The sequence below is a fragment of the Pseudomonas sp. SWRI154 genome (genome assembly GCF_014268645.1).
In the GTDB taxonomy this organism is placed as follows: Bacteria; Pseudomonadota; Gammaproteobacteria; order Pseudomonadales; family Pseudomonadaceae; genus Aquipseudomonas; species Aquipseudomonas marvdashtae.
Window position 1 is genome coordinate 19779 of sequence record NZ_JABWQW010000002.1, and the last position, 26474, is coordinate 46252.

General features: G+C 61.4%; 25 protein-coding genes. 8 read left to right on the plus strand and 17 right to left on the minus strand.

All coding sequences use genetic code 11. The features are described 5' to 3' along the window. Positions 1-522: 522 nt before the first annotated feature. Positions 523-852: a hypothetical protein gene (locus tag HU806_RS02050; RefSeq protein ID WP_186609656.1), complete on the plus strand. Its 330-nt coding sequence runs from the start codon at positions 523-525 to the stop codon at positions 850-852. 57 nt (positions 853-909) lie between these two features. Here the strand turns inward: HU806_RS02050 and glsB are convergent, their stop codons facing one another. Then, positions 910-1818 carry a glutaminase B gene (gene glsB, locus HU806_RS02055; RefSeq protein WP_186609657.1) on the minus strand — a complete coding sequence of 303 codons (909 nt, stop codon included), beginning with the start codon at positions 1816-1818 and terminating at the stop codon, positions 910-912. A gap of 139 nt (positions 1819-1957) precedes the next feature. Here glsB and HU806_RS02060 point away from each other — a divergent pair, with 139 nt between their 5' ends. Beyond that, positions 1958-2152 carry a hypothetical protein gene (locus HU806_RS02060; protein ID WP_186609658.1) on the plus strand — a complete coding sequence of 65 codons (195 nt, stop codon included), beginning with the start codon at positions 1958-1960 and terminating at the stop codon, positions 2150-2152. Positions 2153-2156: 4 nt separating this feature from the next. Here HU806_RS02060 and HU806_RS02065 read toward each other — a convergent pair whose 3' ends face one another. The 12 genes from HU806_RS02065 to HU806_RS02120 form a co-directional block, all read right to left on the minus strand. Next, the gene (locus tag HU806_RS02065; RefSeq protein WP_186609659.1) at positions 2157-3176 is read right to left on the minus strand and encodes a hypothetical protein; all 1020 of its coding nucleotides are present in this window, start codon (positions 3174-3176) and stop codon (positions 2157-2159) included. 243 nt (positions 3177-3419) lie between these two features. Beyond that, positions 3420-4826: a saccharopine dehydrogenase NADP-binding domain-containing protein gene (locus HU806_RS02070; protein WP_186609660.1), complete on the minus strand. Its 1407-nt coding sequence runs from the start codon at positions 4824-4826 to the stop codon at positions 3420-3422. A gap of 116 nt (positions 4827-4942) precedes the next feature. Continuing rightward, complete coding sequence (locus tag HU806_RS02075) at positions 4943-5752, minus strand: DUF3618 domain-containing protein (RefSeq protein WP_186609661.1); 810 nt, start codon at positions 5750-5752, stop codon at positions 4943-4945. After that, the gene (locus HU806_RS02080) at positions 5749-6180 is read right to left on the minus strand and encodes a phage holin family protein (protein WP_186609662.1); all 432 of its coding nucleotides are present in this window, start codon (positions 6178-6180) and stop codon (positions 5749-5751) included. The genes HU806_RS02075 and HU806_RS02080 overlap by 4 nt, the downstream gene beginning before the upstream one ends. Then, positions 6180-6833: a hypothetical protein gene (locus HU806_RS02085; RefSeq protein ID WP_186609663.1), complete on the minus strand. Its 654-nt coding sequence runs from the start codon at positions 6831-6833 to the stop codon at positions 6180-6182. Before HU806_RS02085 ends, HU806_RS02080 begins: the two co-directional genes overlap by 1 nt. Before the next feature lie 255 nt (positions 6834-7088). Beyond that, positions 7089-7589, minus strand: coding sequence for a YciE/YciF ferroxidase family protein (locus HU806_RS02090; protein ID WP_186609664.1), 501 nt, complete (start codon positions 7587-7589; stop codon positions 7089-7091). Between the two features lie 153 nt (positions 7590-7742). Next, on the minus strand, positions 7743-8672 hold the full coding sequence (locus HU806_RS02095; RefSeq protein ID WP_186609665.1) for a ZIP family metal transporter: 930 nt from the start codon (positions 8670-8672) through the stop codon (positions 7743-7745). A gap of 106 nt (positions 8673-8778) precedes the next feature. Beyond that, the gene (locus HU806_RS02100; RefSeq protein WP_186609666.1) at positions 8779-9660 is read right to left on the minus strand and encodes a manganese catalase family protein; all 882 of its coding nucleotides are present in this window, start codon (positions 9658-9660) and stop codon (positions 8779-8781) included. A 267-nt stretch (positions 9661-9927) separates the two neighbouring features. Beyond that, positions 9928-10305 carry a con-10 family general stress protein gene (locus HU806_RS26785; protein WP_186609937.1) on the minus strand — a complete coding sequence of 126 codons (378 nt, stop codon included), beginning with the start codon at positions 10303-10305 and terminating at the stop codon, positions 9928-9930. A gap of 453 nt (positions 10306-10758) precedes the next feature. After that, positions 10759-11007, minus strand: a complete 249-nt coding sequence (locus tag HU806_RS02110; protein ID WP_186609667.1) for a metallothionein — start codon at positions 11005-11007, stop codon at positions 10759-10761. A gap of 25 nt (positions 11008-11032) precedes the next feature. Then, entirely contained in the window at positions 11033-11302 is a 270-nt protein-coding gene (locus HU806_RS02115; RefSeq protein ID WP_186609668.1) for a hypothetical protein, read from the minus strand. A gap of 78 nt (positions 11303-11380) precedes the next feature. Continuing rightward, the gene (locus tag HU806_RS02120; protein WP_186609669.1) at positions 11381-11890 is read right to left on the minus strand and encodes a ferritin-like domain-containing protein; all 510 of its coding nucleotides are present in this window, start codon (positions 11888-11890) and stop codon (positions 11381-11383) included. 178 nt (positions 11891-12068) lie between these two features. On the opposite strand from HU806_RS02120, the gene HU806_RS02125 reads away from it, so the two are divergent. Then, positions 12069-12896 carry an NAD-dependent protein deacetylase gene (locus tag HU806_RS02125; protein ID WP_186609670.1) on the plus strand — a complete coding sequence of 276 codons (828 nt, stop codon included), beginning with the start codon at positions 12069-12071 and terminating at the stop codon, positions 12894-12896. 14 nt (positions 12897-12910) lie between these two features. On the opposite strand, the gene HU806_RS02130 is transcribed toward HU806_RS02125, so the two are convergent. Further along, a complete protein-coding gene (locus tag HU806_RS02130; RefSeq protein WP_186609671.1) occupies positions 12911-13813 on the minus strand; it encodes a LysR family transcriptional regulator in 903 nt (300 codons plus the stop codon). A gap of 166 nt (positions 13814-13979) precedes the next feature. On the opposite strand from HU806_RS02130, the gene HU806_RS02135 reads away from it, so the two are divergent. The 3 genes from HU806_RS02135 to HU806_RS02145 are packed head-to-tail and all read left to right on the plus strand — an operon-like array spanning position 13980 to position 16572. Further along, entirely contained in the window at positions 13980-14678 is a 699-nt protein-coding gene (locus HU806_RS02135) for a CoA transferase subunit A (protein ID WP_186609672.1), read from the plus strand. 35 nt (positions 14679-14713) lie between these two features. Then, positions 14714-15379, plus strand: coding sequence for a CoA transferase subunit B (locus HU806_RS02140; protein ID WP_186609673.1), 666 nt, complete (start codon positions 14714-14716; stop codon positions 15377-15379). 11 nt (positions 15380-15390) lie between these two features. Continuing rightward, positions 15391-16572, plus strand: a complete 1182-nt coding sequence (locus HU806_RS02145; RefSeq protein ID WP_186609674.1) for an acetyl-CoA C-acetyltransferase — start codon at positions 15391-15393, stop codon at positions 16570-16572. Between the two features lie 264 nt (positions 16573-16836). Here the strand turns inward: HU806_RS02145 and HU806_RS02150 are convergent, their stop codons facing one another. After that, positions 16837-17550 carry a FadR/GntR family transcriptional regulator gene (locus HU806_RS02150; RefSeq protein WP_186609675.1) on the minus strand — a complete coding sequence of 238 codons (714 nt, stop codon included), beginning with the start codon at positions 17548-17550 and terminating at the stop codon, positions 16837-16839. Between the two features lie 335 nt (positions 17551-17885). Here HU806_RS02150 and HU806_RS02155 point away from each other — a divergent pair, with 335 nt between their 5' ends. Then, positions 17886-19232 (plus strand): MFS transporter, encoded by a 1347-nt coding sequence (locus HU806_RS02155; RefSeq protein WP_186609676.1) that lies wholly within the window; start codon positions 17886-17888, stop codon positions 19230-19232. A 29-nt stretch (positions 19233-19261) separates the two neighbouring features. Beyond that, complete coding sequence (gudD, locus tag HU806_RS02160) at positions 19262-20605, plus strand: glucarate dehydratase (protein ID WP_186609677.1); 1344 nt, start codon at positions 19262-19264, stop codon at positions 20603-20605. A gap of 162 nt (positions 20606-20767) precedes the next feature. Here gudD and glgB read toward each other — a convergent pair whose 3' ends face one another. Then, the gene (gene glgB / locus HU806_RS02165; RefSeq protein ID WP_186609678.1) at positions 20768-23002 is read right to left on the minus strand and encodes a 1,4-alpha-glucan branching protein GlgB; all 2235 of its coding nucleotides are present in this window, start codon (positions 23000-23002) and stop codon (positions 20768-20770) included. 11 nt (positions 23003-23013) lie between these two features. Further along, a complete protein-coding gene (gene treS / locus HU806_RS02170; protein ID WP_186609679.1) occupies positions 23014-26358 on the minus strand; it encodes a maltose alpha-D-glucosyltransferase in 3345 nt (1114 codons plus the stop codon). Positions 26359-26474 lie beyond the last annotated feature (116 nt).

The following is a 26474-nucleotide window of genomic DNA, read 5'->3' on the forward strand; positions in this document are numbered from 1 at the left end:
GCCACGAGAAACCACTCGCAGCCGCTTTTTCATACCCAAACCATTTTGTCCGACAATATGTAGTGACCAAAAATAATCACTACAAAACCGTTGACGCCTCCGATTTGCCCTTGCATGATGCAGACGTCTCCCCGATCGGGAGTACAGGTAAATGTTTGAGCAAGCTCGTCTGACCGCCGAGCTGTTTTTTCGATAAAGGGACTGCCCACAAGGCAGATTGAAGATGCTGACCTGGCATGACCGTCCGGTGACAAGGACGAGAAACGCTGGCGATCAATCCTCATGACGCATGGGCTCGACCCTCAAAGTCGATACTGGCCTGAAGATTCTTCGCTGTTTCTCTTCGTTGTAGCGCATTTGCGTAGCAGCCCTTCGATAACACTACACAACTGATGCACGACCCCGTCGAAACTCGACGGACGAACGCTGACGGCCTGGTTTCGGCGACAGGCAACCAATCACCGAACAGCGAAGTTTTGCGAACCACCAGACAGATCAACCAAATGGTCAAGGGGCTTACACATGAATCTGAATAATCAACCATCTATTGATGAACTGGCTCGCATGTTCGCAGCACACAAAGACAGCCTGGACAGTCACATCCTGTGGATCAGCAAGAACGGCCAGGTCCATATGGATTGCCTCTCGCCCTTCACCCAGGAAGACGAGTTCGACAAGCACCAGCGAGACCTGTGTGCCCGGCTGAAGATGTACCGCCGTGGCCAGGGCTACGTCGGCAAGAAAGCCGCCGCCGACAAGGACTTCATGAGTCGCGTGCTACACACGCTGACCCAGGCCTGGCCGGCGGTGCAGGACAGCGCTGAGGTTCGGGTCATCGACCGCCTCTGCTGAAAATCCATAAAACCAAAGGGCCCGCTCCTGAATCAGGAGCGGGCCCTTTTTTTATCATCAGAAAACCGACCAGCCGATCCGTTGGCTGAGCAGTTCCAGCGCCGCCATACCGGCGAGGGAATTACCGGCAACGTTGAGTTCCGGCGACCAGACGCAGACCGTGAACTGCCCCGGCACCACGGCGACAATCCCACCGCCCACGCCGCTCTTGCCCGGCAGGCCGACGCGATAGGCGAAGTTGCCCGCCTCGTCGTACAGGCCGCTGGTGGCCATGATGGAGTTGACCTGCTGGGTCTGGCGAGCGCTGAGGATCTGCTCGCCACTGTGCTTACAGAAGCCATCATTGGCCAGGAAGCAGAACGCCCGGGCCAGGTCGATGCAGTTCATTCGTAGCGCGCAGTGGCTGAAATAGCTGCGCAACACCGCTTCCACGTCGTTGTGGAAGTTGCCGAAGGATTGCATCAGGTAGGCCATCGCCGCGTTTCGCGCGCGGTGCTGGTATTCCGACTCGGCGACCTTGCCGTCCACCATCACTTGGGGGTTGCCCGACAAGCGACGTACGAAATCACGCATCGACAGCGCCGGAGCGGCAAAGCGAGATTGGTTGATGTCGCAGATCACCAGGGCACCGGCGTTGATGAACGGATTACGCGGTCGGCCGCGCTCGAATTCCAGTTGCACCAGCGAGTTGAACGGCTGGCCGGACGGCTCGTGACCCAAGCGTTCCCAGATGGCTTCGCCGGAATGCTCGATCGCCTGCACCAGGCTGAACACCTTGGAAATGCTCTGTACCGAAAACGGCGTTTCAGCATCGCCTGCGCAATACATCTCACCGTCATTGCTGTAGACGGCGATGCCCAACTGATTGGCCGGCACCGTGCCGAGGGCGGGAATGTAGTCGGCTACCTTGCCCTGGCCGATCAGAGGGCGAACCGCATCGAGGATCTCGTTCAACAGTGCTTGCATGTGCGCATGGGTCCAGTCATTCCCCGTTCGAGTGCGGGGATACAGACGCTAGACGCCGTTGGACGGGGGCAGAGCACACTGAGCGGGATGAAAATCGCGCAGTCTATAGTTCAACGGATCAACCGGCAGGAGGTAAACGATGCGCCAGATCATGCAAAAAGAACCCTGGTGGGCCGCGCCGCCCCGGCCAGGGCAGGATGAAAACGAATTGGAATGGGGCTGGCTGGTGATCTACAGCGAAGGCGAGCCACGCTTTGAATTCATTAGGGAGCGCCCCTCGGACGAACAGATCCGCCATCGCAAGGGCTGCCGCGTGACGCTGGGGTCTGAGTGACCGACTAGGGCGTCAGGGCTGGCAGATTCGCAGGCCGATTGTTGAGGTCCGCTTCCACCAGGTTGCTATCGATTTCCCCGCCCAGGTAATACACCGGCGCCATCACTCCGCTGAGAGGGTGCTTGAGGGATTTGAACCAGGCCTCGTCGAACGCCGCGCTCAGGCTTTTACGAATGTGCGCCTCCATTTCCGGCCGTTCGCCCTCGTGGATGATCGCGCGGATGCTCGCCACGCCCACCGAGATCAACGCTCCCGCAGCTTTCCCCGCCACGGCCGCCGCCGCACCGGTCGCCCCTCGCGACGCGAATTGCGCCTCGATCTTTTCGCTGGTGCGTTGTGCCACCGTGGCAATCACCGCATCCGAGGGGCCAGAACCGGTGTCAGCGGCCTTGTCGACGTGATCGATCAACGCCGCATAGGCCGGCAGTGTATTGAGCGGTTCGGTGTGGACCACCTCGTACAGCGACGCGTTGCGCGCCGCTGGCGGCCCGAGGTTGATCGCCCGGATTCCGTGCAGGCGCCGATTCATCAGTTCGAGGGGGATTCGATGCCGTTGCGCGATCACCTGGACCTGCTGATTCAACAGGCGCAGGTAGTAAGCCGTCGCGTTGGCCCTGATCGCCTCGGGATCAATCTCCACCGCCACCGGTTCCAGCACTTGTTCGCGATACTGCTCCTGCAGGTAAACCGCCAGGCGCTTGGCCGACGAATCCGCCTCGCCCTTTGCGCTGGCCGAGTACCAACTGACCTTCACGGCCAGCCACTCCTGGGTCCAATAACTGCTGAACCACGGTATGAACTCGGCCTCCGTGCGCTCATACACCAGCACCCGCCAATGCTCCATGGAGCCGCGCGCATAGAGTCCGGCTTGCTCGGTGGCGCTTTTCGACGCGGCAATGATCTGTCGATCAACCTGTCGCCAAGTGCCCTCGGGGATCGCCACCGGGGCGACCTGCTGACCGCGCTGCGACGTGGCGCACCCCGCCAGGACGAGCATCACAGCCAGCATCAGCGAACGCCGCACGATTGCGCCACCTTGGAATCCTGTCATCCACGGAGCTGAGTATAGATCCATGGAAACAGAACCAGGCGGAACACCGAAAAACCGTGGCAAGGGAGCTTGCTCCCGCTGGGGCGCGTAGCGGCCCCTCGACCGGGCGATCCAATGAGTCAAATTGACCGGGTCGCCTGCATTGGGGTTGCTGCGCAACCCAGCGGGAGCAAGCTCCCTCGCCACGAGTCGCGGTCGCGGTCGCGGTCGCGGCAGTTAAAACCGGGTGAAATGCTCGAATTGCCAATCGTCCGCCGCCCCGCCCGTAGAGGTTTTACGGTTCGAACCGCTGGGCGTCCAGTCGGTGCGCTGGCCCACCAGCGTGCCGAGGTAAGGCCGTGCGACTTCCAGTACACGCTGGTAATCCATTTGCTCGGGCTCGACGATGCCACGGTCCGGATGCTCTACCGCCCAGACGATGCCCGACAGCACCCCCGCCGCCACTTGCAGGCTGGTGGCGTTGTTGAAGGGCACCAGCGCCCGGGCTTCGTCGATGCTCAGCACCGAACCGAACCAGTAGGCATTCAGCTCATGGCCCATCAGCAAGACACCGAGGGCGTCGGCGCCGCCGCTGTCGATTTCGCCATTGAGGATGCGTTGCCGGGTTTGCGCTTCCCAGCCGCGACCGACCAGCTCATGAATCGACAGCAGCGCGTCATTGCAAGGGTGATAGGCGTAATGCAGCGTCGGTCGATAGACCAATCTGCGTTGTTCCTTGACGGTCAGCAGGTCAGCCGTCGATGCGGTTTCATGATGAGTAATCATCAGCCCCAGGCAGGGACCGCCCAACGGCGTCCACGTCTTGACCAGCACGCTGGCACTCGGGCGTTCGAGATAAATCGTGTTGCGCGTGCCGAAGCGATGACGCCGGGCTGAGGTCGGCCAACTGCGCTCATGGCTGCCCCACCCCAGTTCCGCCGGCTGGCTGCCCTCGCTGATGAAGCCTTCCACCGACCAGCTGTTGACGAACTCATCGTCCTCCTTGGGACGCTGCGAACGCTGGGTATCGCGTTCGGCAAAATGGATGACCTTGATGCCCATCTCCATGCATAACCGCGCCCAGTCGATGCCTTCGCGGTCTTGGGGCAACGGATGGTCCAGCTGCACCGCCAACTCCATCAGTCCAGCTTTGAGCATATGGGTAATCAAGCCTGGATTGGCGCCATGGGCAACGACCGCCGTCGGGCCTTTGCCCAACTTCCTGCGCAGGTCCAGTACTTGATAGCGCAACGCATAGTTGGTGCGGTGGGAAAGGTCCAGGTGCGGATCGTCATAGCCACCGGCCCAGGGCTCGACGCAGGTGTCCAAGTACAGGGCACCCTTGTCGAAGGCGTACGCCATGACGGCCAATGAGCTGACCTCCACCGACAAGTTGACGATGAAGTCCCCGGGTTTCACGAAGCGATCCAGCGTCTGTACAAAGGTCTGCTCGGTCAGCGCCTTGCGGACAAAACGAATGCCCCGCTCCTTGAACCAGATGTCCTGCTCGATCACCGGTGCGATGACGGTAATGCGCTCGACCTCGATATGGTCCTGCCTGAGTAGCAAGGGCAACGTGGCTCGGGCTATGGAGCCGAAGCCGATGAAGACCAGATGGCCGCTGAACGGGACCTGATGTTTCATGTGCTGCCTCCTTGGGAACGGTGTACTTCAGATGAAATAACCGCACAACAGCCGAGGCTCCTGCCAACCTTGACAGGTACGGCGCGGGAACATCCCGCACCGCCTCTTGCGCTCGCTTACGAGGTACCCAACCCGCCGGACAGATCCGCGCCGGAATGCGCGTGTCCAGTGGCTGGCGGGGTGGCTGGCTCGTCACGATGCTCGGTGGTCTTGCTCACCGTATCGCGCACCGTTTCATAGCCCTCGCGCGCCTTTTGCTTGGCCTTGTCGGCCAGGTCGGCGCTGGTCCTGCCCATCACCCGCTGTTCGGTCGACGTGCCAGGCAACGCAGCCCCCAGCATGGCGCCCAAGGCGATACCCGCGGCCGCCAGCATCAGCGGTTGCTCCTTGAGCAGGCGACTGAACTGCTCGCCCAGGTCCTGAGTACCCTGGCTCATTCGCGCCCCCGTTTCATGGGCGCTGTGGCGAGCATGACGGGCGCTGGCACCGAGGCCGTCGGCCAGGTGCGAAGCCTTGTCCTTGAGATGGTGGAAGCCTTCGCGCAACGAATCGGTGGTGTCATGCAAATGATCCTTGGCGCTACCCAGGCCACCGGCAAGTCCCTCGCTCCAGCCGCTGCCGTCCTGGTCGGGTCCGACGCGATAGCCGACCCGCGGCGGGTGGTTCTGGCCGAGCATCAACCAGCACAAGCCGACCGTGGTCAACACAGTCGGCACCGGGTTATTGCGCACCGTGGTGCCGAGGTTGCCGAAAAATTCCGCGCCATTGCCCTTCACCAGGCCCAGTGCCTGATCGAGCATTTGCCCCGGGGTGAACTTGCTGCCCAAGGCATCGACGATGTGGCTGATATGGGCGCGCTGCTCATCGATCTCGCGCTCGATGGTTTCCGGGCTCTTTTCGGATTCGGTTTTGAATTCATCCTTCATGAGGCTTTCCTCCGCAGGGCTTCCTGGTCTTTGTTCAAGGCATCGAGCGTTCGGTCAGGCTTGAAGTGGGACGGTTCGAACTGCTTCTTGCCCGACTGGACCATGACGAAGCCGATGATCATCGCCACCACACCGACGATCAGCGCGGCCAGCCACGGCGCCATCATCGTACTCAGGCCATACACCACTGCCATCAGCAGGATGATAAAACCGGCCAGCAGCACCATCGCGCCGCCGGCCACTCCGGCGATGCCCGCCTTCAGCGAGTTGAGACTGGCCTGGAACTCAGCCTTGGCCAGCGCCAATTCCTTAGTGAACAGCGAAGGGACTTCATGGGTCAGTTGCCGGAGCAAGCCCATGACCGACGCATCGTTCTCGGACGCCGTGGTCTCGGTGGGGCGCTGCAGATCTGGGTCTGGTCGGTTCATCACAATTCTCCTCTGGTATTGGCCGAACCCGGCAGCGAGCCGGTGGCTGAGTCACTGGGATGGTCTTGGACGCTGGGTGAAGTCGGGGTAACGCCGGTGGCCAGGCCGCTGCTTGTTGCGGCACCCGGACCGATGGGGTCTGGGGTGGGCTCGAAGGGGCGCTGGGCACCGAAACCGCCGGCCGGTGGATTCGAATTCCCAGCGGCAGGGTCGTCGACTTCAGTGGCAACCGGCGAGGCGCCGGCCTTGAGGAACCGCGACAGGCCGAAGCCCACGGCGATGCTGCCGGCGAGGAACAGACCGGGATTATCCCGTGCCAGGCGAGAGCCGTCGTGCAGCAACTCCTCGGCGCTCTTGTTGCGCAGCTTGCCGGCCAGACCGCTCATGCTATCGGCCATGTCCGCCAAGTAATGCGAGAGGCCAAGGGTGTCGTTGGCTTCGAGTTCCGACATGGCCGACTTGGCGCCACGCGCCAAGGCATCGATCTGGTCCGCCGCGGTATCGCGGTATTGGCCGAAGTGCGCATCGGCCTTTTCGCGGGCGCTGCCGATGGCTTCGTTCACGTCCTCCTTGATGTGGTTAAGGGACTCGTCAGGTCGACCCTGACTTGAAGTGCCGCTTTGTCGCTCGGGGTTGTTGTCCGGGATAGTCATGTCTGTCCATCGCCTCCGTGATGAAAAACTCAACAACAGGCACCGCCGTAGCGATGCCTCTCAGAACAAATGACGGAGTGCGTGGAAGCGTAGTTCCACTGAGTTTCAATCCCGGACGCTGTGCGGTCGGTGGGGCCGTTTGGCTGGGTTTCGCCTATAAAAAAGGGCATTGGAGGTGAACACCAATGCCCGATCCAACACCGAACCCGTGGCGAGGGAGCAAGCTCCCTCGCCACAAGAGCTCGTCAGTCGACTTCAAGACTCCATCGTCGCCGCCTGGTTGCCGCCCTGCTCGGCGATTTTGGAAAGTTTCTCGTCGGTGGCTTTTTCTTCTTCGAGGGTCGCCAACAGCAAGCCGACCACTTCGTTACCCAGGTTCAAATGCTTGGCCATGGCGATCAGCGTGCCGTAGCTGGCGATTTCATAGTGTTCGACTTTTTGCGCCGCGCCAATCAGCCCCGCATCGAGCACCGCGCCTTTCTCGATTTCCTCGATCAGTTCCTTGGACTCTTCCACCAACCCTTCCATGGCGACGCACTTCATGCGTTTGAGCTTGATGCCCGCCACCTCGACAAGGGTGTCGATGCGCTCGATCTGACCTTGGGTTTCTTCCAAGTGATCGTTGAAGGCTTGTGCCAACAGCGGGTTGGTAGTGGCCCGGGCCATGCGCGGCAAGGCGCGAGTGATCTGCTTTTCAGCGCTGTAGACGTCGGACAGTTCGTGAATGAACAGGTCGGTGACTGATGTTCTGGCCATCTCAGTATCCTCCGGTCACAGAAGGCGCCGCGTCTGGCGCCTCTCGATTGAAGAAGTGAAGCGCGCCTCACCTGTCATCAACACTGACCCGGAGGAAATTGCGGATGTTCAACAAATCTGTGCAAGCCTGGACGGAGGGTCGCGGGCGCGTTTTCAGCCCAGCGCGGTGTCGAGGAACATCATCACCGCGAACCCCATCATCAAGCCAAGGGTCGCTGGCGTCTCGTGACCATTGCGGTGGGTTTCGGGAATGACTTCGTGGGACACGACGAAGATCATCGCCCCCGCCGCCAGCCCCAGGCTGATGGGATAAGCCAAGGCCACGCCGGACGACATGCCCAGGCCAATCACCGCGCCCAGCGGCTCCATCAATCCCGAGCCGACCGCGATGAGCGCGGCACGCAGGGTACTGATGCCGGTGACGCGCAACGCCATGGCAATCGCCAGCCCTTCGGGAATGTCCTGGATGGCGATGGCGGTGGTCAGGGGCAGACCCACCTTCAGGTCGCCGTTGGCAAAGCTGACGCCGATTGCCATGCCTTCCGGTAGATTGTGCAAGGTGATCGCCAGGACAAACAGCCAGACCCGGTTGATACGCTTGGCTTCGGGCCCTCGCCGACCACTCAACTCATGTTCATGAGGCACGAAGCGATCGAGGCCGATCATCAGCGCGACGCCTAGCCCGAGCCCGATCACGACGACAAGGGCGGCGAGCAACTGATTGCCGAGAAGGGTCTGCGCGGCGTCAATGCCCGGCAAGATCAGCGAGAACGAGCTGGCGGCCAACATCATGCCCGCGGCGAAACCCAGCATGATGTCCTGGGTCCGCGACGAGATATCGCGCAGCGCCACCGCCATCAGCGCGCCCAGGGCCGTGGCGGCAAAACCGGACGTACCACCCAGCGCCGCGTACCCGAGGTTCTGGCGGTCGGCGCCGACCAATGCGTTATAGCCGCTATAGAGCAGCAGCGCGGCGACCAGTGCCAACCCCAGCCAGAAGGCCAGCCCCAGGAACAAGTTGTTTTGCACAGGATCAAGCCAGGTACGCCAGGGCGATCGGATCCGGGAGGTGGGCTGGTCCATCAAATATCCTTGTCGATTTAGCCATGCGGCGCCCAACCGCCGTGCACCAAGGCGCAACGGTCAGGCGATGATTTCAGGCGAGGGGGCACGCCCCCTCGCCGGCGTCCTACAGTTTGTCACTTTGCATTCCCGAGCCCAAGTCGGCACCCGTCGTAGGGTCGCTTTCAGGGTTGGACATCGTCCGCGCCTTCATGTCCATCAGCAACGCCTCGTCTTTTTCACTCAACTGCACGCTCGCCAGGCCATCGCCACCGTCGACTGCCGGCGTTGGGTTCTCGACAAATTCCCAATCGTCGCCCTGGTTCCAAGGACCGCGTACCGAAGGTTCGCCCTGGGACATATTGAAGTACACGTTGGTGAACTCCGGCATGCCAGGCAATTTACCTTGTGGGAAGTTGGGCTGGATAGCGTGCAGGGCTTTTTCAAACGACAATTGGTGGGCGATTTCGCGGGTCATCAGAAAACCCAGGGCCTCTTTCACGCCAGGGTCGTCGGTGACGTTCATCAACCGCTCATAAACGATTTTCGCCCGGGCCTCGGCAGCGATATTGGAACGCATGTCCGCCGTCGGTTCGCCAATCGTATCGATATAGGCGGCGGTCCAAGGCACACCCGCCGAATTGGTCAGCGGCGAACCGGCGCCGTACAGGACACTGGTAATGTGCGAGTCATTGCCGGCACCGTGGATCTCGCGGTACAGCTGGCCTTCCTGCTCGACGCCCTCGGCCATCTTGCCCTTGGCCCCCTTGTTCAGCATCACAATGATCGAGCCGATCACCTCGAGGTGGCTGAGTTCTTCGGTGGCGATGTCCATCAGCAAGTCCTTGCGACCCGGATCGTCCTCGGACAAGGCCTGGGTGAAATAACGCGATGCGGCCGCGAGTTCACCCTGGGCACCACCAAACTGCTCGAGCAACAGATTGGCGAGCCCTGGATTAGGCTCAGCGACACGCACGGTATATTGCAGTCGTTTGTTATGTATGAACATGATTAAACTCCTCGGTCAGGACGCAGGTCATGAGTAACACTGCCGACGGCAGGCTCATGAAAGTCAGAAAAAGTTAAATGGATAAAATTTATTTTTTATTCAGGACAAAAGACGAACGGTAGTTGCAGCTTTATATAGGATCGCCCTTGTTTCGACAGCAACAAATCAACGAAGCCGGGCATATCATGCCCGACTCGATTAACACTTTATTGTTGCGGCTGGAACAGGTCCCATGCCAATGGCATGAGACCTGAAGACCACGGGACATTACGATTTACGACCGCCACCGTGGCTGTTTTCGCCGCCTTTCCTACCAGCTTCGGAGGCTTTTTCCCGGTCGTTGGCAAAATTGCCGCCCGACGCCTGTCCGCCCTTCTTGCCGGCTTCCGAGGCCCGCTCAGGGTCATTGGCAAAGTTCCCGCCCGAAGCCTGCCCGCCTTTGCGACCGGCTTCTGCGGCACGTTCCGGGTCGTTGGCGAAATTACCACCGGACATGTGTCCCCCCTTGCGGCCGGCTTCAGCTGCGCGTTCTGGATCGTTGGCAAAGTTGCCACCCGATGCTTGTCCGCCTTTCTTGCCAGCTTCCGACGCTTTCTCACGATCGTTAGCGAAATTGCCAGGGTTGTTATTACCTGTGTTTGCCATTTCATTCACCTCGTTAGTTGCTATTTGCGAACCTCGTTGGCTCGTATTATTCGGAAAACCTGACACGTCCAAGGTTTGAATTAAGTTCTTCACGTGGCGACGAACGGTCAAATTAACCCAAACTTTTTGTTGGCAGCTAATTTGCCGCCACTGGGCCTATTTCCAAGGGCTATCAAACAAGCGGCTATTGATAAATTATCTTTACCGTCGTTCATCCAAAGAACCGCTGCGCTGGGATTGATAGTGCCCGATTGCAAAACAGTGCGTGTCTTTCCACGCTGTCCGCCAAGGGCCGGGTGACGCCGGCACCCCATTGCACCGGTCTCGTCACCCTGGCCTCGCGCCGTTCCAGGAAGCCAAAACTCGCGGGCTGCCGGTGTTGTCTTGCACCACCGCACTGACCGGCTTGCGGTGTCCGGGTACCCTGTCGCCGATACCCGGATATAGCTCTGTTCAGGGTGAAATCGGGTCACTGGCCGGGAACGTTTCCTCCAGCGCTTCATCCAGTTGATTGTTGGTGATGTCCCTTTCGCCGACCTTGCCACTGCGCTCGCAATGGCAATCCGGCGCCGGACACGGTTCACCGTTGGGGTGTTGTTCAGCGCAGGCCTGGCTGCAATAGGCCTCGCCGTCGTGATTGAACACCCGCTCCGGATCCACATCGCAATGGCAGCCGGGGCAACCACAACGTAATTCACTCATGCTCGTCCTCCTGGGGTCCGGGTCGTCAGGATCCCACCAGCAGTTGGACCTCAAGGTTCGCCGCCGCCACGCCGTGCTTTGCCACGTACACATCGTCGGTCCAACCTTTGGTCAGGTTGCGATAAGTCTGGGTGCCAATGGCCGTTCCGCTGTCCCACTCCATGACATCGCCGATATCGACATCATTGGCCGGTCCCAGCTCGAGGACGGTATGGCCGTCCTCCTGTGCCACATAGACACCCACCCTCGCGCTCTGTCGATTGATGGCTCTTACCTCACCGGTGGTCTGCTTCATACCTGTCCTCTTTGCGTTTGACGGCAGGTCTGGCGCGGCCGGAACAGGCCTGGCCGCGCCTCTTGCATTGCACTCAAGTCAGCGCTTGGCTTCGGTATGCGGATTGGCCGAACGCTGGAGAAACGCCTGGGTGATTTCCGGCAAGTGATCGCGCAGCCATTCGGCCATGGCGATCTCCTGGGGCAGGATCTGCTCGCAGGCCCTCTGGGTCTCCACATCGCCAGCTACTTTCGCCGCCTCGATCAGTACGGTGTAGGAAGCGATTTCCAGGTTCTCGAATACGTAGCCACTCATGGCGCCCTTGACCACTTCGTCACTCATCGCCATGCCGCCCATGGCTTGGCCGAACGCCATCAGCTTGCCGGCCATGTCCTTGAGCATCGAAGGGCTGCCGCCCAGGCGCTGGATGCATTGCTCGACCAGTTTCTGCTGCCCGAGGGTCTCTTCGATGTGCTGTTCGATCCGCGCCTTGAGTACCGGGTAATGTTCCAGGCGCTCGGCCTGGGCCTTGAGCATTTTCTCCGCTTGCTGTTCCATGGCGTGAGCATCGTTGAGCCAGTCCAGCAGGTTGTCTTTAGGGGTTGCCATTGCGTTCTCCTTATTCAGTATCCATAGCGCACTGTTGTGCGAAAAAATCTGAAATACCGCACATAAGGTGGATGTTCCGCGCGCCGGGAAAGTTTGAAGAAAGACCCAGGGAGGGCGACGAAAGGCGTACAGCGAGCCCGATGCTAACCTCAGGATTCAAGCCCAGCGGAGAACGCAAATGCCCGACGATCTTCACCGTGACCCTATCGAACAGCTTCAGGCGTACATGGCCGGACGCCGCTTCCTGGTGTTGACCGGCGCGGGCATCAGCACACCCTCCGGCATTCCCGATTACCGCGACAGCGACGGCGTGCGACGGGGCCGTCAGCCGATGATGTATCAGGAGTTCCTCGCCAGGCCCGACGCACGGCGGCGCTATTGGGCGCGGGCTATGCTGGGCTGGCCGCGCATGCGTCAAGCCCGGCCGAACCAGGCCCACGAAGCTTTGGCGGCATTGCAGGGACAAGAACGCATCAGCGGCCTGATTACCCAAAATGTCGACGCCCTGCACGACCAGGCCGGCAGCCAACAGGTCATCGAGCTGCACGGCAACCTGCACCGGGTGCTGTGCCTGGATTGCAGCCAGCGGAGCGAGCGGCAGCGGATACAATTATTGATGGAGGCACAAAACCCTTACCTGGCCGGCGTCGATGCGGTGCAGGCACCCGACGGCGATACCTTGTTGGATCCGGCATTCGAAGCGCGCTTCCAGATTCCCCGCTGCCCTCATTGCGACGGCGAGCGTTTGAAACCCGATGTGGTTTTCTTTGGCGAAAACGTCGCCGCCACCACGGCGACCCGCGCCACCGAAGCCGTCGGACGAGCGGATGGATTGTTGGTGGTGGGTTCTTCGCTGATGGCGTATTCGGCGTTTCGCCTGTGCCGGGCAATCAAGGAACAAGGCAAGCCGCTGCTGGCGATCAATCGGGGCAAGACCCGCGCCGATGACCTGCTGGACCTCAAGGTCGAGGCGCCATGTGAGCAGCTGTTGCCCTTGCTGATCTGACGACCGCTGGCGATTTATCGAGTCGACAGCCGAGCAGCCAAGTCCTGGTCCTTGAACGTATCGAACAACGCCTGGGCCGCCGCCGACAGTTCATACCCCGGCTTGGTCAGTACGCCGATGGCCCGCTCTATCGCCGGATCGCTGAGCGTGATGCAGCGCGCGCCCAGCTCGTGCATCTGGCCGACACACAAGGCCGGCACGGCGCTCACGCCAAGGCCGCTGGCAACCATCCGCCCAACGGTCGCCAACTGATGGCTCTCGAACTCCACCGGCAGTTTCATGCCCCGGGCCTGAAGGTGCTCTTCGAGCATGACCCGCACGGTGGAGGGTCGTTGCAGGGTAATGAACGGATGCTCCAGCAACGCTTTCCAATCGATCTCGGCGAGCTGGGCCAAGGGCGAATCCAACGGCACCACCGCAACGAAACGATCGAGGTACAACGGCGTGAAGACCAGCGACGAACTCTGCAGCGGCTCGAACGCCACGCCCAGTTCCACGTGACGATCACGAACCATTTCCAGCACTTGCTCGTTGATCACGTCGTTGACCGTGACATTGACATTCGGGAACCGGGCGCGGAAGGTCTTCAGGATTGGCGGCAGCAGGTTGCCGGCAAACGACGGCATTGCCGCCAATGTCACGCGACCGCGCTGCAAGGTGAAACGCTGGCGCATCTCGTCTTCGGCGTTGTCCCAGTCGGCGACCAATCGACGGGCCAAGGGCAGCAGCGATTCGCCTTCCGGCGTCAACGCGACATTACGGGTATTGCGACTGAACAAACGACCACCAAGCCCCTCTTCCAGCGCCTTGATGGTCAAGCTCAGGGCCGACTGGGAAAGATGCAACCGCTCGCACGCCACGGCGAAGCTCAGGCTCTGGGCCACGGCGAGGAATGCGCGGATTTGCTTGAGGGTCATGGTCGCTACGCTCCCAGCGGCAAGTGGTTAGTTTCAAGCTGCAAGCGAATGTCAGCCACTATTGAGTTTTATCAATCAATCCAATCTAAAAATCAACTTAACAAATATATGACTTGGCGCAACACTGCTTTCATTGCGACCCCATTCAAGAATAAAAGAGGTGTCTATGGCAGGTTTCGACAAACGCGTGAGCTCTTATGAGGAAGCGCTGGAAGGCTTGACGGACGGCATGACCGTCATCGCTGGCGGCTTCGGCCTGTGCGGTATCCCGGAAAACCTGATCGCCGAGATCAAGCGCAAGGGCACCCGGGACCTCACCGTGGTATCCAACAACTGCGGCGTCGACGGTTTCGGCCTCGGCGTGCTGCTCGTAGACCGGCAGATCCGCAAGGTCGTGGCCTCCTATGTGGGCGAAAACGCCTTGTTCGAGCAGCAATTGCTCAGCGGCGAAATCGAAGTCGTGCTCACTCCCCAAGGCACCCTCGCCGAAAAAATGCGCGCCGGTGGCGCAGGCATCCCGGCGTTTTTCACCGCCACCGGCGTCGGCACGCCCGTGGCCGAAGGCAAGGAAGTGCGTGAATTCCATGGCCGCCAGTACCTGATGGAGGAGTCCATCACCGGCGATTTCGCCATCGTCAAAGGCTGGAAAGCCGACCATTTCGGCAACGTGATCTATCGTCACACCGCCCAGAACTTCAATCCGCTCGCCGCCACGGCGGGCAAGATCACCGTGGTGGAAGTCGAGGAAATCGTCGAACCCGGCGAACTGGACCCGGCGCAGATCCACACCCCTGGCATCTACGTCGACCGGGTCATTTGCGGCACGTTCGAAAAGCGCATCGAACAGCGCACCGTGCGCAAGTGATCCCCCGCCCCCGGCCCGAATGAAGGAATAACACCATGGCACTTTCCCGCGAACAAATGGCTCAGCGCGTCGCCCGCGAAATTCAGGACGGCTACTACGTGAACCTCGGCATCGGCATTCCGACCCTGGTCGCCAACTACATCCCCGAAGGCATGGAGGTCATGCTGCAATCGGAAAACGGCTTGCTCGGCATGGGCGCGTTTCCCACCGAAGCCGAAGTCGATGCCGACATGATCAACGCCGGCAAGCAAACCGTCACCGCACGCATCGGCGCTTCGATCTTCTCTTCCGCCGAGTCCTTCGCGATGATCCGTGGCGGCCACATCGACCTGACCGTGCTCGGCGCGTTCGAGGTGGACGTCGAAGGCAATATTGCCTCGTGGATGATCCCCGGCAAACTCGTCAAGGGCATGGGCGGCGCGATGGACCTGGTGGCCGGTGCCGAGAACATCATTGTCACCATGACCCACGCGTCCAAGGACGGTGAGTCGAAACTGCTGCCGCGCTGCAGCCTGCCGCTGACCGGCGCAGGCTGTATCAAGCGTGTGCTGACCGACCTCGCCTACCTGGAAATCCAGGACGGCGCCTTCATCTTGAAAGAACGTGCGCCAGGCGTCAGCGTCGAGGAAATCGTCGCCAAGACCGCCGGCAAATTGATCGTGCCGGACCACGTGCCGGAAATGCAATTCGCTGCCCAGTGAGGAGAGATTCGATGCAAGAAGTCGTGATTGTCGCCGCAACCCGCACCGCCATCGGCAGCTTCCAGGGTTCGCTGGCTGCCATTCCCGCGCCGGAACTCGGCGCGGCGGTGATTCGCCGCCTGTTGGAACAGACCGGCTTGTCCGGCGAACAGGTCGATGAAGTGATTCTTGGCCAAGTGCTGACCGCAGGTTCCGGGCAAAACCCGGCACGCCAGGCATCGATCCTCGCGGGCCTGCCCCATGCCGTGCCGGCCCTGACCCTGAACAAAGTCTGCGGCTCAGGCCTCAAGGCCTTGCACCTGGGCGCCCAGGCGATTCGCTGTGGCGACGCCCACGTCATCATCGCCGGCGGCATGGAGAACATGAGCCTGGCGCCCTACGTGTTGCCGGCCGCCCGCACCGGCCTGCGCATGGGCCACGCGAAAATGATCGACAGCATGATCACCGATGGCTTGTGGGATGCGTTCAATGATTACCACATGGGCATCACCGCCGAGAACCTGGTGGACAAATACGGCATCAGCCGCGAGGCGCAGGACGCTTTCGCCGCCGGCTCCCAGCAGAGAGCCATCGCCGCCATCGAAGGTGGCCGCTTCGCCGATGAGATCACGCCGATCATGATTCCCCAGCGCAAGGGCGACCCGGTGGCGTTCGCCACCGACGAACAACCGCGCGCCGGCACCACCGCCGAATCCCTGGGCAAGCTCAAGCCGGCCTTCAAGAAGGACGGCAGCGTGACTGCGGGCAATGCCTCCTCGCTGAACGATGGTGCCGCCGCCGTGATCCTGATGAGCGCGGAAAAAGCCAAGGCACTGGGCTTGCCGGTGCTGGCGAAAATCAGCGCCTACGCCAACGCCGGCGTCGACCCAGCCATCATGGGCATCGGCCCGGTCTCGGCCACCCGCCGCTGCCTCGACAAGGCCGGCTGGACGCTGGAGCAACTGGACCTGATCGAAGCCAACGAAGCCTTTGCCGCCCAGTCGCTGGCGGTGGCCAAGGAATTGGAATGGGACATGGCCAAGGTCAACGTCAACGGCGGCGCCATTGCCTTGGGCCACCCCATCGGCGCTTCGGGCTGCCGGGTGCTGGTGACGCTGCTGCATGAAATGATCAAGCGCGACGCCAAGAAAGGCCTCGCGACATTGTGCATCGGTGGCGGCCAGGGCGTGGCCCTGGCGCTGGAACGGGCGTAACCGACAACAGGCACAACGGTGGCTGCGCGGACCCACGATATCCGCGTAACCACTGGCAGCAGACCGGCGCAACCTGGGTTGCGCCGGTTTTTTTTGCCTGCGCCGAACCCGTGGCGAGGAAGCTTGCTCCCGCTCGGCTGCGCAGCAGTCGCAAAGCTGGTACGTGCGGTCTGCCTGCAAGGATGCCAGGGGCCTGCTGCGCAGGCCAGCGGGAGCAAGCTCCCTCGCCACAGGGATTTGCAATGGCGTGGCGTGGGTGATGGGTCAGGTGCCCGCACCAAATCGGTCGCGGCTGTTGGTCAGGTGCAGCCACATGGCCGCACGGGCAGCGTCCGGGTCCTGGCGTCTGATCGCGTTGAAAATCGCCTCATGTTCCAGGTTCGCCAACTGCGCCAGCTTGCCCAGGTCTGCCTGGCCGCGTTCGGCCACATTGACCCGCGTGCGCGGAATCATCGAGCTGCCCAAGTGCTGCATGATCTCGACAAAGCAGCTGTTTTCCGTGGCTTCGGCAATCAGTAGATGGAAACGCCGGTCGGCTTCGGCACAGCTGTCGTTGTTGCTGAGCAAGCGCTGATAGTCATCCAACGCCTGGCGCATCTGCTGCAGTTGCTGCTCGCTGCGACGTTGGGCGGCCAACGCGGCGGCCTGGGTTTCCAAGCCCAGGCGCAGTTCCAGAATGCCCCGCACGCCGGCCGCGGTATCGACATTGAGGCGCAGCCCCTGCTCCCCGGTCTGCTCCAGCACAAAGGTGCCGATGCCGTGCCGGGTTTCCACCAACCCCGAAGCCTGCAACTTGGAAATCGCCTCGCGCACCACGGTGCGACTCACGCCGTGTTCCCGCACGATGGCGCCTTCGGATGGCAGCTTTTCTCCAGGCTTCAACTGCCCAAGCAAGATGCTCTGGCTCAACTTTGTCACCAAGTCATGGGCCAGGTTATGGGTGCGCTTGCGCAAGGGCGCTTCGGTGGTTTGCTGCATGTGCCGGATCCTCGAAAACAGGCATGTCGATCCTATCACCGACGGCATCGGAATGGCTCGTTTCTACAGCCCCAACTTGTATGACAACACTCAATCTAACGCTGTTTTCAATCAAAAATCCCGTAAAACAAAACGATCCGAAACGTCCTCGCCCGATCGAAAGAACCTCATGAAACTCAACTAAAGCCCGTATTCACGGCATAAGAAGCCAGGACACCCAACCCAATCGGACTTAAAAATCACTTGTTTTTAAAAAAATCCAAGTTGTATGATGTCTAGCAACATCGGCACCTGCACGATGCCCCGCATAAAAATAACGAGTGGGAGAAAATCCAGTGACTACATCCAGCCTCAAGGCGAATGCCGGCGGGGATCCCGTGTTGCTTTCGGCCATATCCAAGGTCAAGCGCCACATCCTGCCACTGTTCGTGATCATGTTTATCGTCAACTACATCGACCGCGTGAACATCGGCTTTGTCCGCTCCCACATGGAGCACGACCTAGGCATCGGTGCCGCGGCCTACGGCTTTGGTGCCGGCCTGTTCTTCATCGGCTACGCGCTGTTCGAAGTTCCTTCCAACATCCTCTTGCAACGCATCGGCGCGCGTATCTGGCTGACCCGCATCATGCTCACCTGGGGCCTGGTCGCCGCGTGCATGGCCTTCATCCAGAACGAAACCCACTTCTACATCCTGCGTTTCTTGCTGGGCGTGGCCGAGGCAGGCTTCTTTCCTGGAGTGATTTATTACTTCACGCGCTGGCTGCCAGGGGCCGAGCGTGGCAAAGCCATCGCCATTTTCCTCAGCGGCTCGGCCATTGCGTCGCTGATCTCCGGCCCGCTGTCCGGACTGCTCCTGCAAATCAACGGCCTGGGCATGCACGGCTGGCAGTGGATGTACTTCATCGAAGGGATGTTTTCCGTCTGCCTGTGCGTGTTCGTCTGGTTCTGGCTGGACTCCAAGCCCCACGACGCCAAGTGGCTGAGCCGGGACGAGCAGGACGCGCTAGTCAAGGCCATCGATGATGAACAGGCAGCCCGTGAAGCGGCGACGCCGATCAAACTGTCCATCGGCCAGTTGCTCAAGGATCGCCAGATCATTCTGTTTTGCCTGATCTACTTTTTCATCCAGCTGACGATCTACGCCGCAACCTTCTGGCTGCCGAGCATCATCAAGAAAATGGGCGAGCTCAGTGATATTCAGGTCGGGTTGTTCAACTCGATTCCCTGGCTGCTGTCGATCGTCGGCATGTACGCCTTCGCCTCGCTGTCGACCAAGTGGAAGTTCCAGCAGGCCTGGGTCGCCACGGCCCTGTTGATCGCCGCGGCGGGCATGTTCATGTCCACCACCGGCGGACCGATATTTGCCTTCGTCGCCATCTGCTTCGCGGCGCTGGGTTTCAAGTCGGCCTCGTCGCTGTTCTGGCCGATTCCCCAGGCTTACCTGGATGCGCGGATCGCCGCGGGTGTGATCGCGCTGATCAACTCGGTGGGCAACCTTGGCGGATTCGTCGCCCCCACCACCTTCGGCTTGCTTGAACAGCACACCGGTTCGATCCAGGGCGGGCTCTATGGCCTCGCAGCCACGTCGATCATTGCCGCGATCATCGTGTTTGCCGCGCGCAACACGCCCAAGCCCAAAACGATCACCACGCCGACCAGCCCGGCTGCCAGCCACGTCTGATCATTAAATTATTCAAGGACACGCAAACGATGACTACGCCAGAAATCAGCAAAGCCCCGATCATCACCAGCATGCAGGTCGTGCCGGTGGCTGGCCACGACGGCATGCTGCTGAACCTCAGCGGTGCCCATGGTCCGTTCTTCACCCGCAACATCGTCATCCTCAAGGACAACGCTGGGCACACCGGCGTGGGCGAAGTGCCCGGTGGCGAGCGCATTCGCCAGACCCTCGAAGATGCCCGCTCACTGGTGGTCGGCAGCCCCATCGGCACCTACCAGAAAATCCTCAACAGCGTGCGCCAGGCTTTCGCCGACCGCGATGCCGGTGGCCGTGGCTTGCAGACGTTCGACCTGCGTATCACCATCCACGCGGTCACCGGCCTGGAAGCCGCATTGCTGGACCTGCTCGGCCAGCACCTGGACGTGCCGGTTGCCGCGCTGCTCGGCGAAGGCCAGCAGCGCGACGAAGTGAAAATGCTCGGCTATCTGTTTTATGTCGGTGATCGCCAGCAGACCGACCTGGCCTACCGCAGCGAGCCGCAGGCCGATAACGACTGGTTCCGCCTGCGCCACGAAAAGGCCCTGGACGCCGATGCGGTGGTGCGCCTGGCCGAAGCGGCCCAAGCGCATTACGGTTTCCAGGACTTCAAGCTCAAGGGTGGCGTGCTCAGTGGCGATGAAGAAATCGAAGCGGTCACGGCCCTGGCTGAGCGTTTTCCCGAAGCGCGTATCACCCTGGATCCGAACGGCGCCTGGTCATTGAAGGAAGCCATCCGCCTGTGCCGTGACCAGCATGAAGTGCTGGCATACGCCGAAGACCCGTGCGGTGCCGAGAACGGTTATTCGGGCCGCGAGGTCATGGCCGAGTTCCGTCGCGCCACGGGCCTGAAGACCGCCACCAACATGATCGCCACCGACTGGCGTGAAATGGGCCACGCGATTACCTTGCAGTCGGTGGACATCCCACTGGCCGACCCGCATTTCTGGACGATGCAAGGTTCGGTGCGGGTGGCGCAGATGTGCAATGAATGGGGCCTGACCTGGGGCTCGCATTCCAACAACCACTTCGATATTTCCTTGGCAATGTTCACCCACGTGGCCGCTGCGGCGCCGGGCGATATCACTGCCATCGACACCCACTGGATCTGGCAGGACGGCCAGCGCCTGACAAAGGCGCCCCTGCAGATCAAGGGCGGCTGCGTGCAGGTGCCGAAGAAACCGGGGCTGGGGGTTGAGCTGGACATGGACCAGTTGGCGAAGGCCCATGAGCTCTACAAGGGCATGGGACTCGGGGCGCGGGATGATTCGGTGGCGATGCAGTATCTGATTCCGGGCTGGAGTTTCAACAACAAGCAGCCGTGCCTGGTGCGCTGAAGAGTCAGTGTCAGACACATGCTTGTGGCGAGGGAGCTTGCTCCCGCTCGGCCGGGCTGGCGCTCCAGTGCGCAGCAACCGCCGAAAGGGGCCGCTACGCAGCCCAGCGGGAGCAAGCTCCCTCGCCACAGTCATCATTTGCCTTGGGGTTTTAGGTACCCGCTAACCCTCCGGCCGCAGGATCAGCACCGCCAACGGCGGCAGGTTCAGTTCCAGCGACAGCGCCTGGCCGTGGCTCGGCACTTCCTCGGTGGAGGCACCGCCGCCATTGCCATAGTTGGAGCCGGCGTAGGTGTCGGCATCGCTGTTGAGCAGCTCTACCCATCGTCCGCCAAACGGCACGCCCACTCGGTAAGCCTCCCGCGGCACCGGGGTGAAGTTGGCGACCACCAGCACCGGCCGGCCATCCTTGCTCCAGCGCAGCCATGCATAGACGCTGTTGACCGCATCGTCACCGATCAACCATTGGAAGCCTTGCGGCGCGTCGTCCTGGTCATGCAGCGCCGGCTCTTCGCGATAGAGTCGGTTCAGATCGCTCACCAGCTTCTGCACCCCACGGTGCTCGGGGTATTGCATCAGGTACCAGTCCAGCTGCTGGTCATGGTTCCACTCGCGCCATTGGCCAAACTCGCACCCCATGAACAACAACTTCTTGCCCGGATGGCCCCACATGAAGCTGAGGTAGGCGCGCAGGTTGGCGAACTTCTGCCAACGATCGCCGGGCATCTTGTCGATCAGCGAGCGTTTGCCATGGACCACCTCGTCATGGGAAATCGGCAAGACGAACCGCTCCGACCAGGCGTACACCAGGCCGAAACTCAGCTCGTTGTGATGGTGGGCGCGGTACACCGGGTCCTGCTGGATGTAATGCAGCGAGTCGTGCATCCAGCCCATGTTCCATTTGTAGGCGAAACCCAGCCCGCCCTGCTGCGTGCTCTGGCTGACGCCGGGCCACGCCGTGGACTCCTCGGCGATGACCAGCGCGCCGGGGGTTTCCAGGGCGACCACATCGTTGAGGTGGCGCAGGAAATCGATGGCTTCGAGGTTTTCCCGACCACCGTGGCGGTTGGGTACCCATTCGCCGGCCTTGCGCGAATAGTCGCGATACAGCATCGAGGCGACGGCATCCACCCGCAGCCCGTCGACGTGGAAATGCTTGAGCCAATGCAACGCCGACGCCAGCATGAAGCCGTGCACTTCGGTGCGGCCCAGGTTGTAGATCAGCGTGTCCCAATCCTGGTGAAAGCCTTCCAGCGGGTTGCCGTATTCGTACAGCGCAGTGCCGTCGAATTGAGCCAGGCCGTGGGTGTCCGTGGGGAAATGCGCGGGCACCCAGTCGAGGATCACACCGATATTGGCCTGGTGGCAGGCGTTGACGAACGCAGCGAAATCCTCAGGCGAGCCGAACCGCGCCGTCGGCGCAAATTGCGAGAGCGGCTGGTAGCCCCACGAGCCGCCAAACGGGTGCTCCATGATCGGCATCAGTTCGATATGGGTAAACCCCAGGTCCTTGACGTAGGGGATCAGCCGATCGGCCAGCTCGTGCCAGTTGTATTGCCGGGCCACTTCGCCCGCCTCGTCGATCTCGCACTGCCAGGAACCGGCGTGCAATTCGTAGATCGACAACGGCGCGCCTGGCAGCTGGCGTTCACGGCGACTTTGCATCCATTCATCGTCACGCCATTCGATTTTCAGTGGCGCGGCGACTTTGGACGCCGTATCCGGCGGCATCTGGGTGGCCAGTGCCACCGGGTCAGCCTTGAGCGGCAGGATGCCGTGGGCGCCGAGGATTTCATATTTGTAGCCCTCCCCCGGGCCCAGCCTCGGAATGAAGATTTCCCACACACCGGACGGATAACGAATGCGCATCGGGTGCCGACGGCCATCCCAGACGTTGAAATCCCCGACCACCGATACTCGCCGAGCGTTCGGCGCCCAGACGGCGAAACGCACGCCGTCGATGCCGTCGACCGTGGTCAGTTGCGCACCGAGGCAGGAACTGAGGTCGCGGTGATTGCCTTCGGCGAACAGATAGAGATCCATTTCCCCCAGCAGCGGGCCGAAGCTGTAGGGGTCTTCGGCGACTTGCTCGCCACCCGCCCAGCGGGTGCGCAGCAGGTACGGCTGGGCGCGGTCGAAATGGCCGACGAACAAGCCCGGGGTTTCGGTGATCTGCAACTCGCCCAACTCTTCGTCGCTGTCGCGGGCGAGCACGTGCACGCTCAGTGCGCCGGGCAGGTACGCGCGGATGAATTGTCCGCCCGCGCCATCGCCATGGGGCCCCAGGATCGAAAACGGGTCTTGATGCTCGGCGCGCACCAGCGCGTCGATGTCATGGGGGGCCGGCAGCAAGGACTCTTTGGCCTGCCCCTGGGATTGCTTGTTCGAGACGCTCATGATTCTCTCCACTAAATCGGTCCGGCTAAATCGGAAAAGGGTTGCAGCCCACTCAATAACCCGTACAGACCGTGCAACGGCACGGGCAGCCAGGCGGGGCGATTCTCGGCTTCATAAGCCACCTCATAGGCCGCCTTCTCCAGGCCGAACAACGCCAGCGCGGCGTTTTCGCCTTCAGCATCTTTCCACTCATGGGCAAGACTAGCTGCCGCCAGCCGATATGCCTGGACAAATGCCTGGCGCGCCTCAGTCAAATAACGCTCGGCGACCCGTTTGCGCGCCGCATCGGCATCGGCCGTGGTGTCGACGGTGTGCAGCTGAATCGCCATCGCCGCCGCGTAGTCGAAGGAACGCAGCACACCACTGACGTCCTTGTACGGGCTGTGCTTGCCGCGTCGCTCATGCAGCGGCCGCGCCGGCTCGCCCTCGAAGTCGATCAGGTAGGCATCGCCCTTGATCACCAGCACCTGCCCCAGGTGCAAGTCGCCATGGACGCGGATGCGCAAGCCACCGGCGGCCTTGCCGGCGAGGTCCTGGACGTGGGCCAGGACGGTTTTCTTGTGTTCCAGCAAGCGTGCGACCATCGCCTGGTCCGCCGGGTTCAATTGGCCCTGGTTCTGCTTGAGCAAGCGCAAAGCGTTTTCCACCTGCGCGACGACGTCCTTGCCAATCGCCTGGGCTTCCTTGGCGCTGGTAGCCTGCGGCGCGAAGTCCGGGTTGTCGGTGGGCTCGGCGAGTACCCGATGCATTTCTCCCAGGCGCTGGCCGAGCATGCCGGCAAAGTCCTTCAACTCGCCCAGGGCGTTGTAATGCTGTTCCTGTTCGGACATGGCGTCCGCCAGCTCATCGCGCAAGGCACGTTCAAGGTTGTTCTGGGTCCATTCCCACGCATCGCCCTGATTGCTCAGATAGCCCTGTGCAATCATCAGCAGTGCGTCCTCGCCTTGGGCGTCGCGACGAATCACCGACCCCAGCAGCGGCGAGATATTGCTGAAACCCGCAGCGGTCAGGTAAGCGCTCATCTCCAGTTCCGGGTGCACGCCGGACGCGACCTTGCGGATCAATTTGAGCACCAGGCTGCCGCCGACCACCACCGAACTGTTGGACTGTTCGGCAGACAAGTAACGCACCTCCGGCTCGGCACCCAGGTTCAGTGCCGCCAGGCCCTCGGTGGGTTCGAAACGCAACTCGCCCTCGGCGCAAGGCAGCACCGTGCTGTCCTGTATGCCTCGCATCACCGCGCGCACGAAGCTTTCGAGGGTGAACGCATCGGTGATCAGCCCGACCTGACGGCCTCGGCGAACCCGCGACAAGGCCAGTTGCTGGGGCAGCGCTGGGCCCACTTGGTCCTCGGCCAACAGACCGAAGGGCAACTGATAGCGCAGCGTCTGGCCCGCGCTAGTGACATCGATTTCGCTGAGCAGCACTGGGTGTTGCGGATCGCCAAAACGCACGCCGTAGACAATGTCGATTTTCTCGATGGCGCTGTCCTTGCCGGCGAACCAGCGGCGGTTCTGTAGCCAGTTCGGCAGGATGCCCTGCTCCAGGGTGGTGCGCGACGGCGCCTCAAGCAATTCTTCCAGGCGTTTTTTCAGTACCAGGGTGGTGAAGTCCGGCAGGCTCTGGGCGGGCTCCACGTGCCAGCTCGGCATCTGGTTTTCCGCCGCCAGGGCAAACCAATAGAAGCCATACGGCGCCAGGGTCAGGAGGAAGTTCAACTGGCCGATGGGCGGGAAGGCATTGCCGCCGAGCATCTCCACCGGGACCATGCCGGCATAGGCCGACAAATCCAGCTCGGCGGCCTGGGCGCTGCGCGATACGTTGGCCACGCACAAGATGATTTCATGCTTGCCGTCCGGCCCGGTGTATTCACGGGTATAGGCGAGGATCCGGCGATTGCTTGGCGAGAGCATCTTCAGCGTGCCGCGACCGAAGGCCTTGGACTGCTTGCGCACCGCCAGCATGCGTCGGGTCCAATTGAGCAGCGAATGGGGGTCACCGGCCTGGGTCTCGACGTTCACCGACAGATAGCCGTATTGCGGGTCCATGATCGGCGGCAGCACCAGGCTCGCCGGGTCGGCGCGGGAGAAACCGCCGTTGCGGTCGATGGACCACTGCATCGGCGTGCGCACGCCATCGCGGTCGCCCAGGTAGATATTGTCGCCCATGCCGATTTCATCACCGTAGTACAAAGTCGGCGTGCCGGGCATCGACAGCAGCAGGCTGTTGAGCAATTCCACGCGGCGACGGTCACGCTCCATCAGCGGCGCCAGGCGCCGGCGAATCCCGAGGTTGATTCGCGCCCGGCGGTCGGCCGCGTAGTAATTCCACAGGTAATCGCGCTCCTTGTCGGTGACCATCTCCAAGGTCAGCTCATCGTGGTTGCGCAAGAAAATCGCCCATTGGCAATTCGCCGGAATCTCCGGGGTCTGGCGCAGGATATCGGTGATGGGGAAGCGGTCTTCCTGGGCCAGCGCCATGTACATGCGCGGCATCAGCGGGAAGTGGAATGCCATGTGGCACTCGTCACCGTTCAGGCCCTGGGCATCGACGTCACCGAAATACAGCTGAGTGTCTTCCGGCCACTGGTTGGCCTCGGCCAGCAACATGCGGTCAGGATAATTGGCGTCGATTTCGGCACGGATCAGCTTGAGGACGTCGTGGGTCTCGGGCAGGTTTTCATTGTTGGTACCGTCGCGCTCGATCAGGTACGGAATCGCATCCAGGCGCAGGCCGTCGATGCCCATGTCGAGCCAGTAGCGCATCACCGACAGCACGGCCTTGAGCACTTGCGGATTGTCGAAATTGAGGTCCGGCTGGTGCGAATAGAAGCGGTGCCAGAAGTATTGGCCGGCGACCGGGTCCCAGGTCCAGTTGGACTTCTCGGTGTCGAGGAAGATGATCCGCGTACCGTCGTATTTGTGGTCGTCATCGGACCAGACGTAGAAGTCCCGCGCCTTCGAGCCCGGCTTGGCCTTGCGTGCGCGCTGGAACCAGGGGTGTTGGTCGGAGGTGTGATTGATGACCAGCTCGGTGATCACCCGCAGGTTGCGCTTGTGGGCCTCGGCGATGAAGCGCCGCGCGTCGGCCATGGTGCCATAGTCGGGGCTGACGCCACGGTACTCGGCGATATCGTAGCCGTCATCGCGCCGGGGCGAGGGATAGAACGGCAGCAGCCAGATGGTGTTGACGCCCAGGTCGGCAATGTAGTCGAGCTTCTCGATCAGGCCGGGAAAATCACCGATCCCGTCGTTGTTGGAATCGAAATAGGATTTGACGTGGACCTGATAGATAACCGCGTCCTTGTACCAGAGCGGGTCGTTTATAAAGGTGGCAGACCGGGGTTTCTTGGCCATTTGCAACTCCTGAAGAAATCGATAAAGCCGTTGAGCTGGCTGGCGCGATCCATGTGGCGAGGGAGCTTGCTCCCGCTGGGCTGCGTAGCGGCCCCAAAAAAAGCGATGAGCGCTTC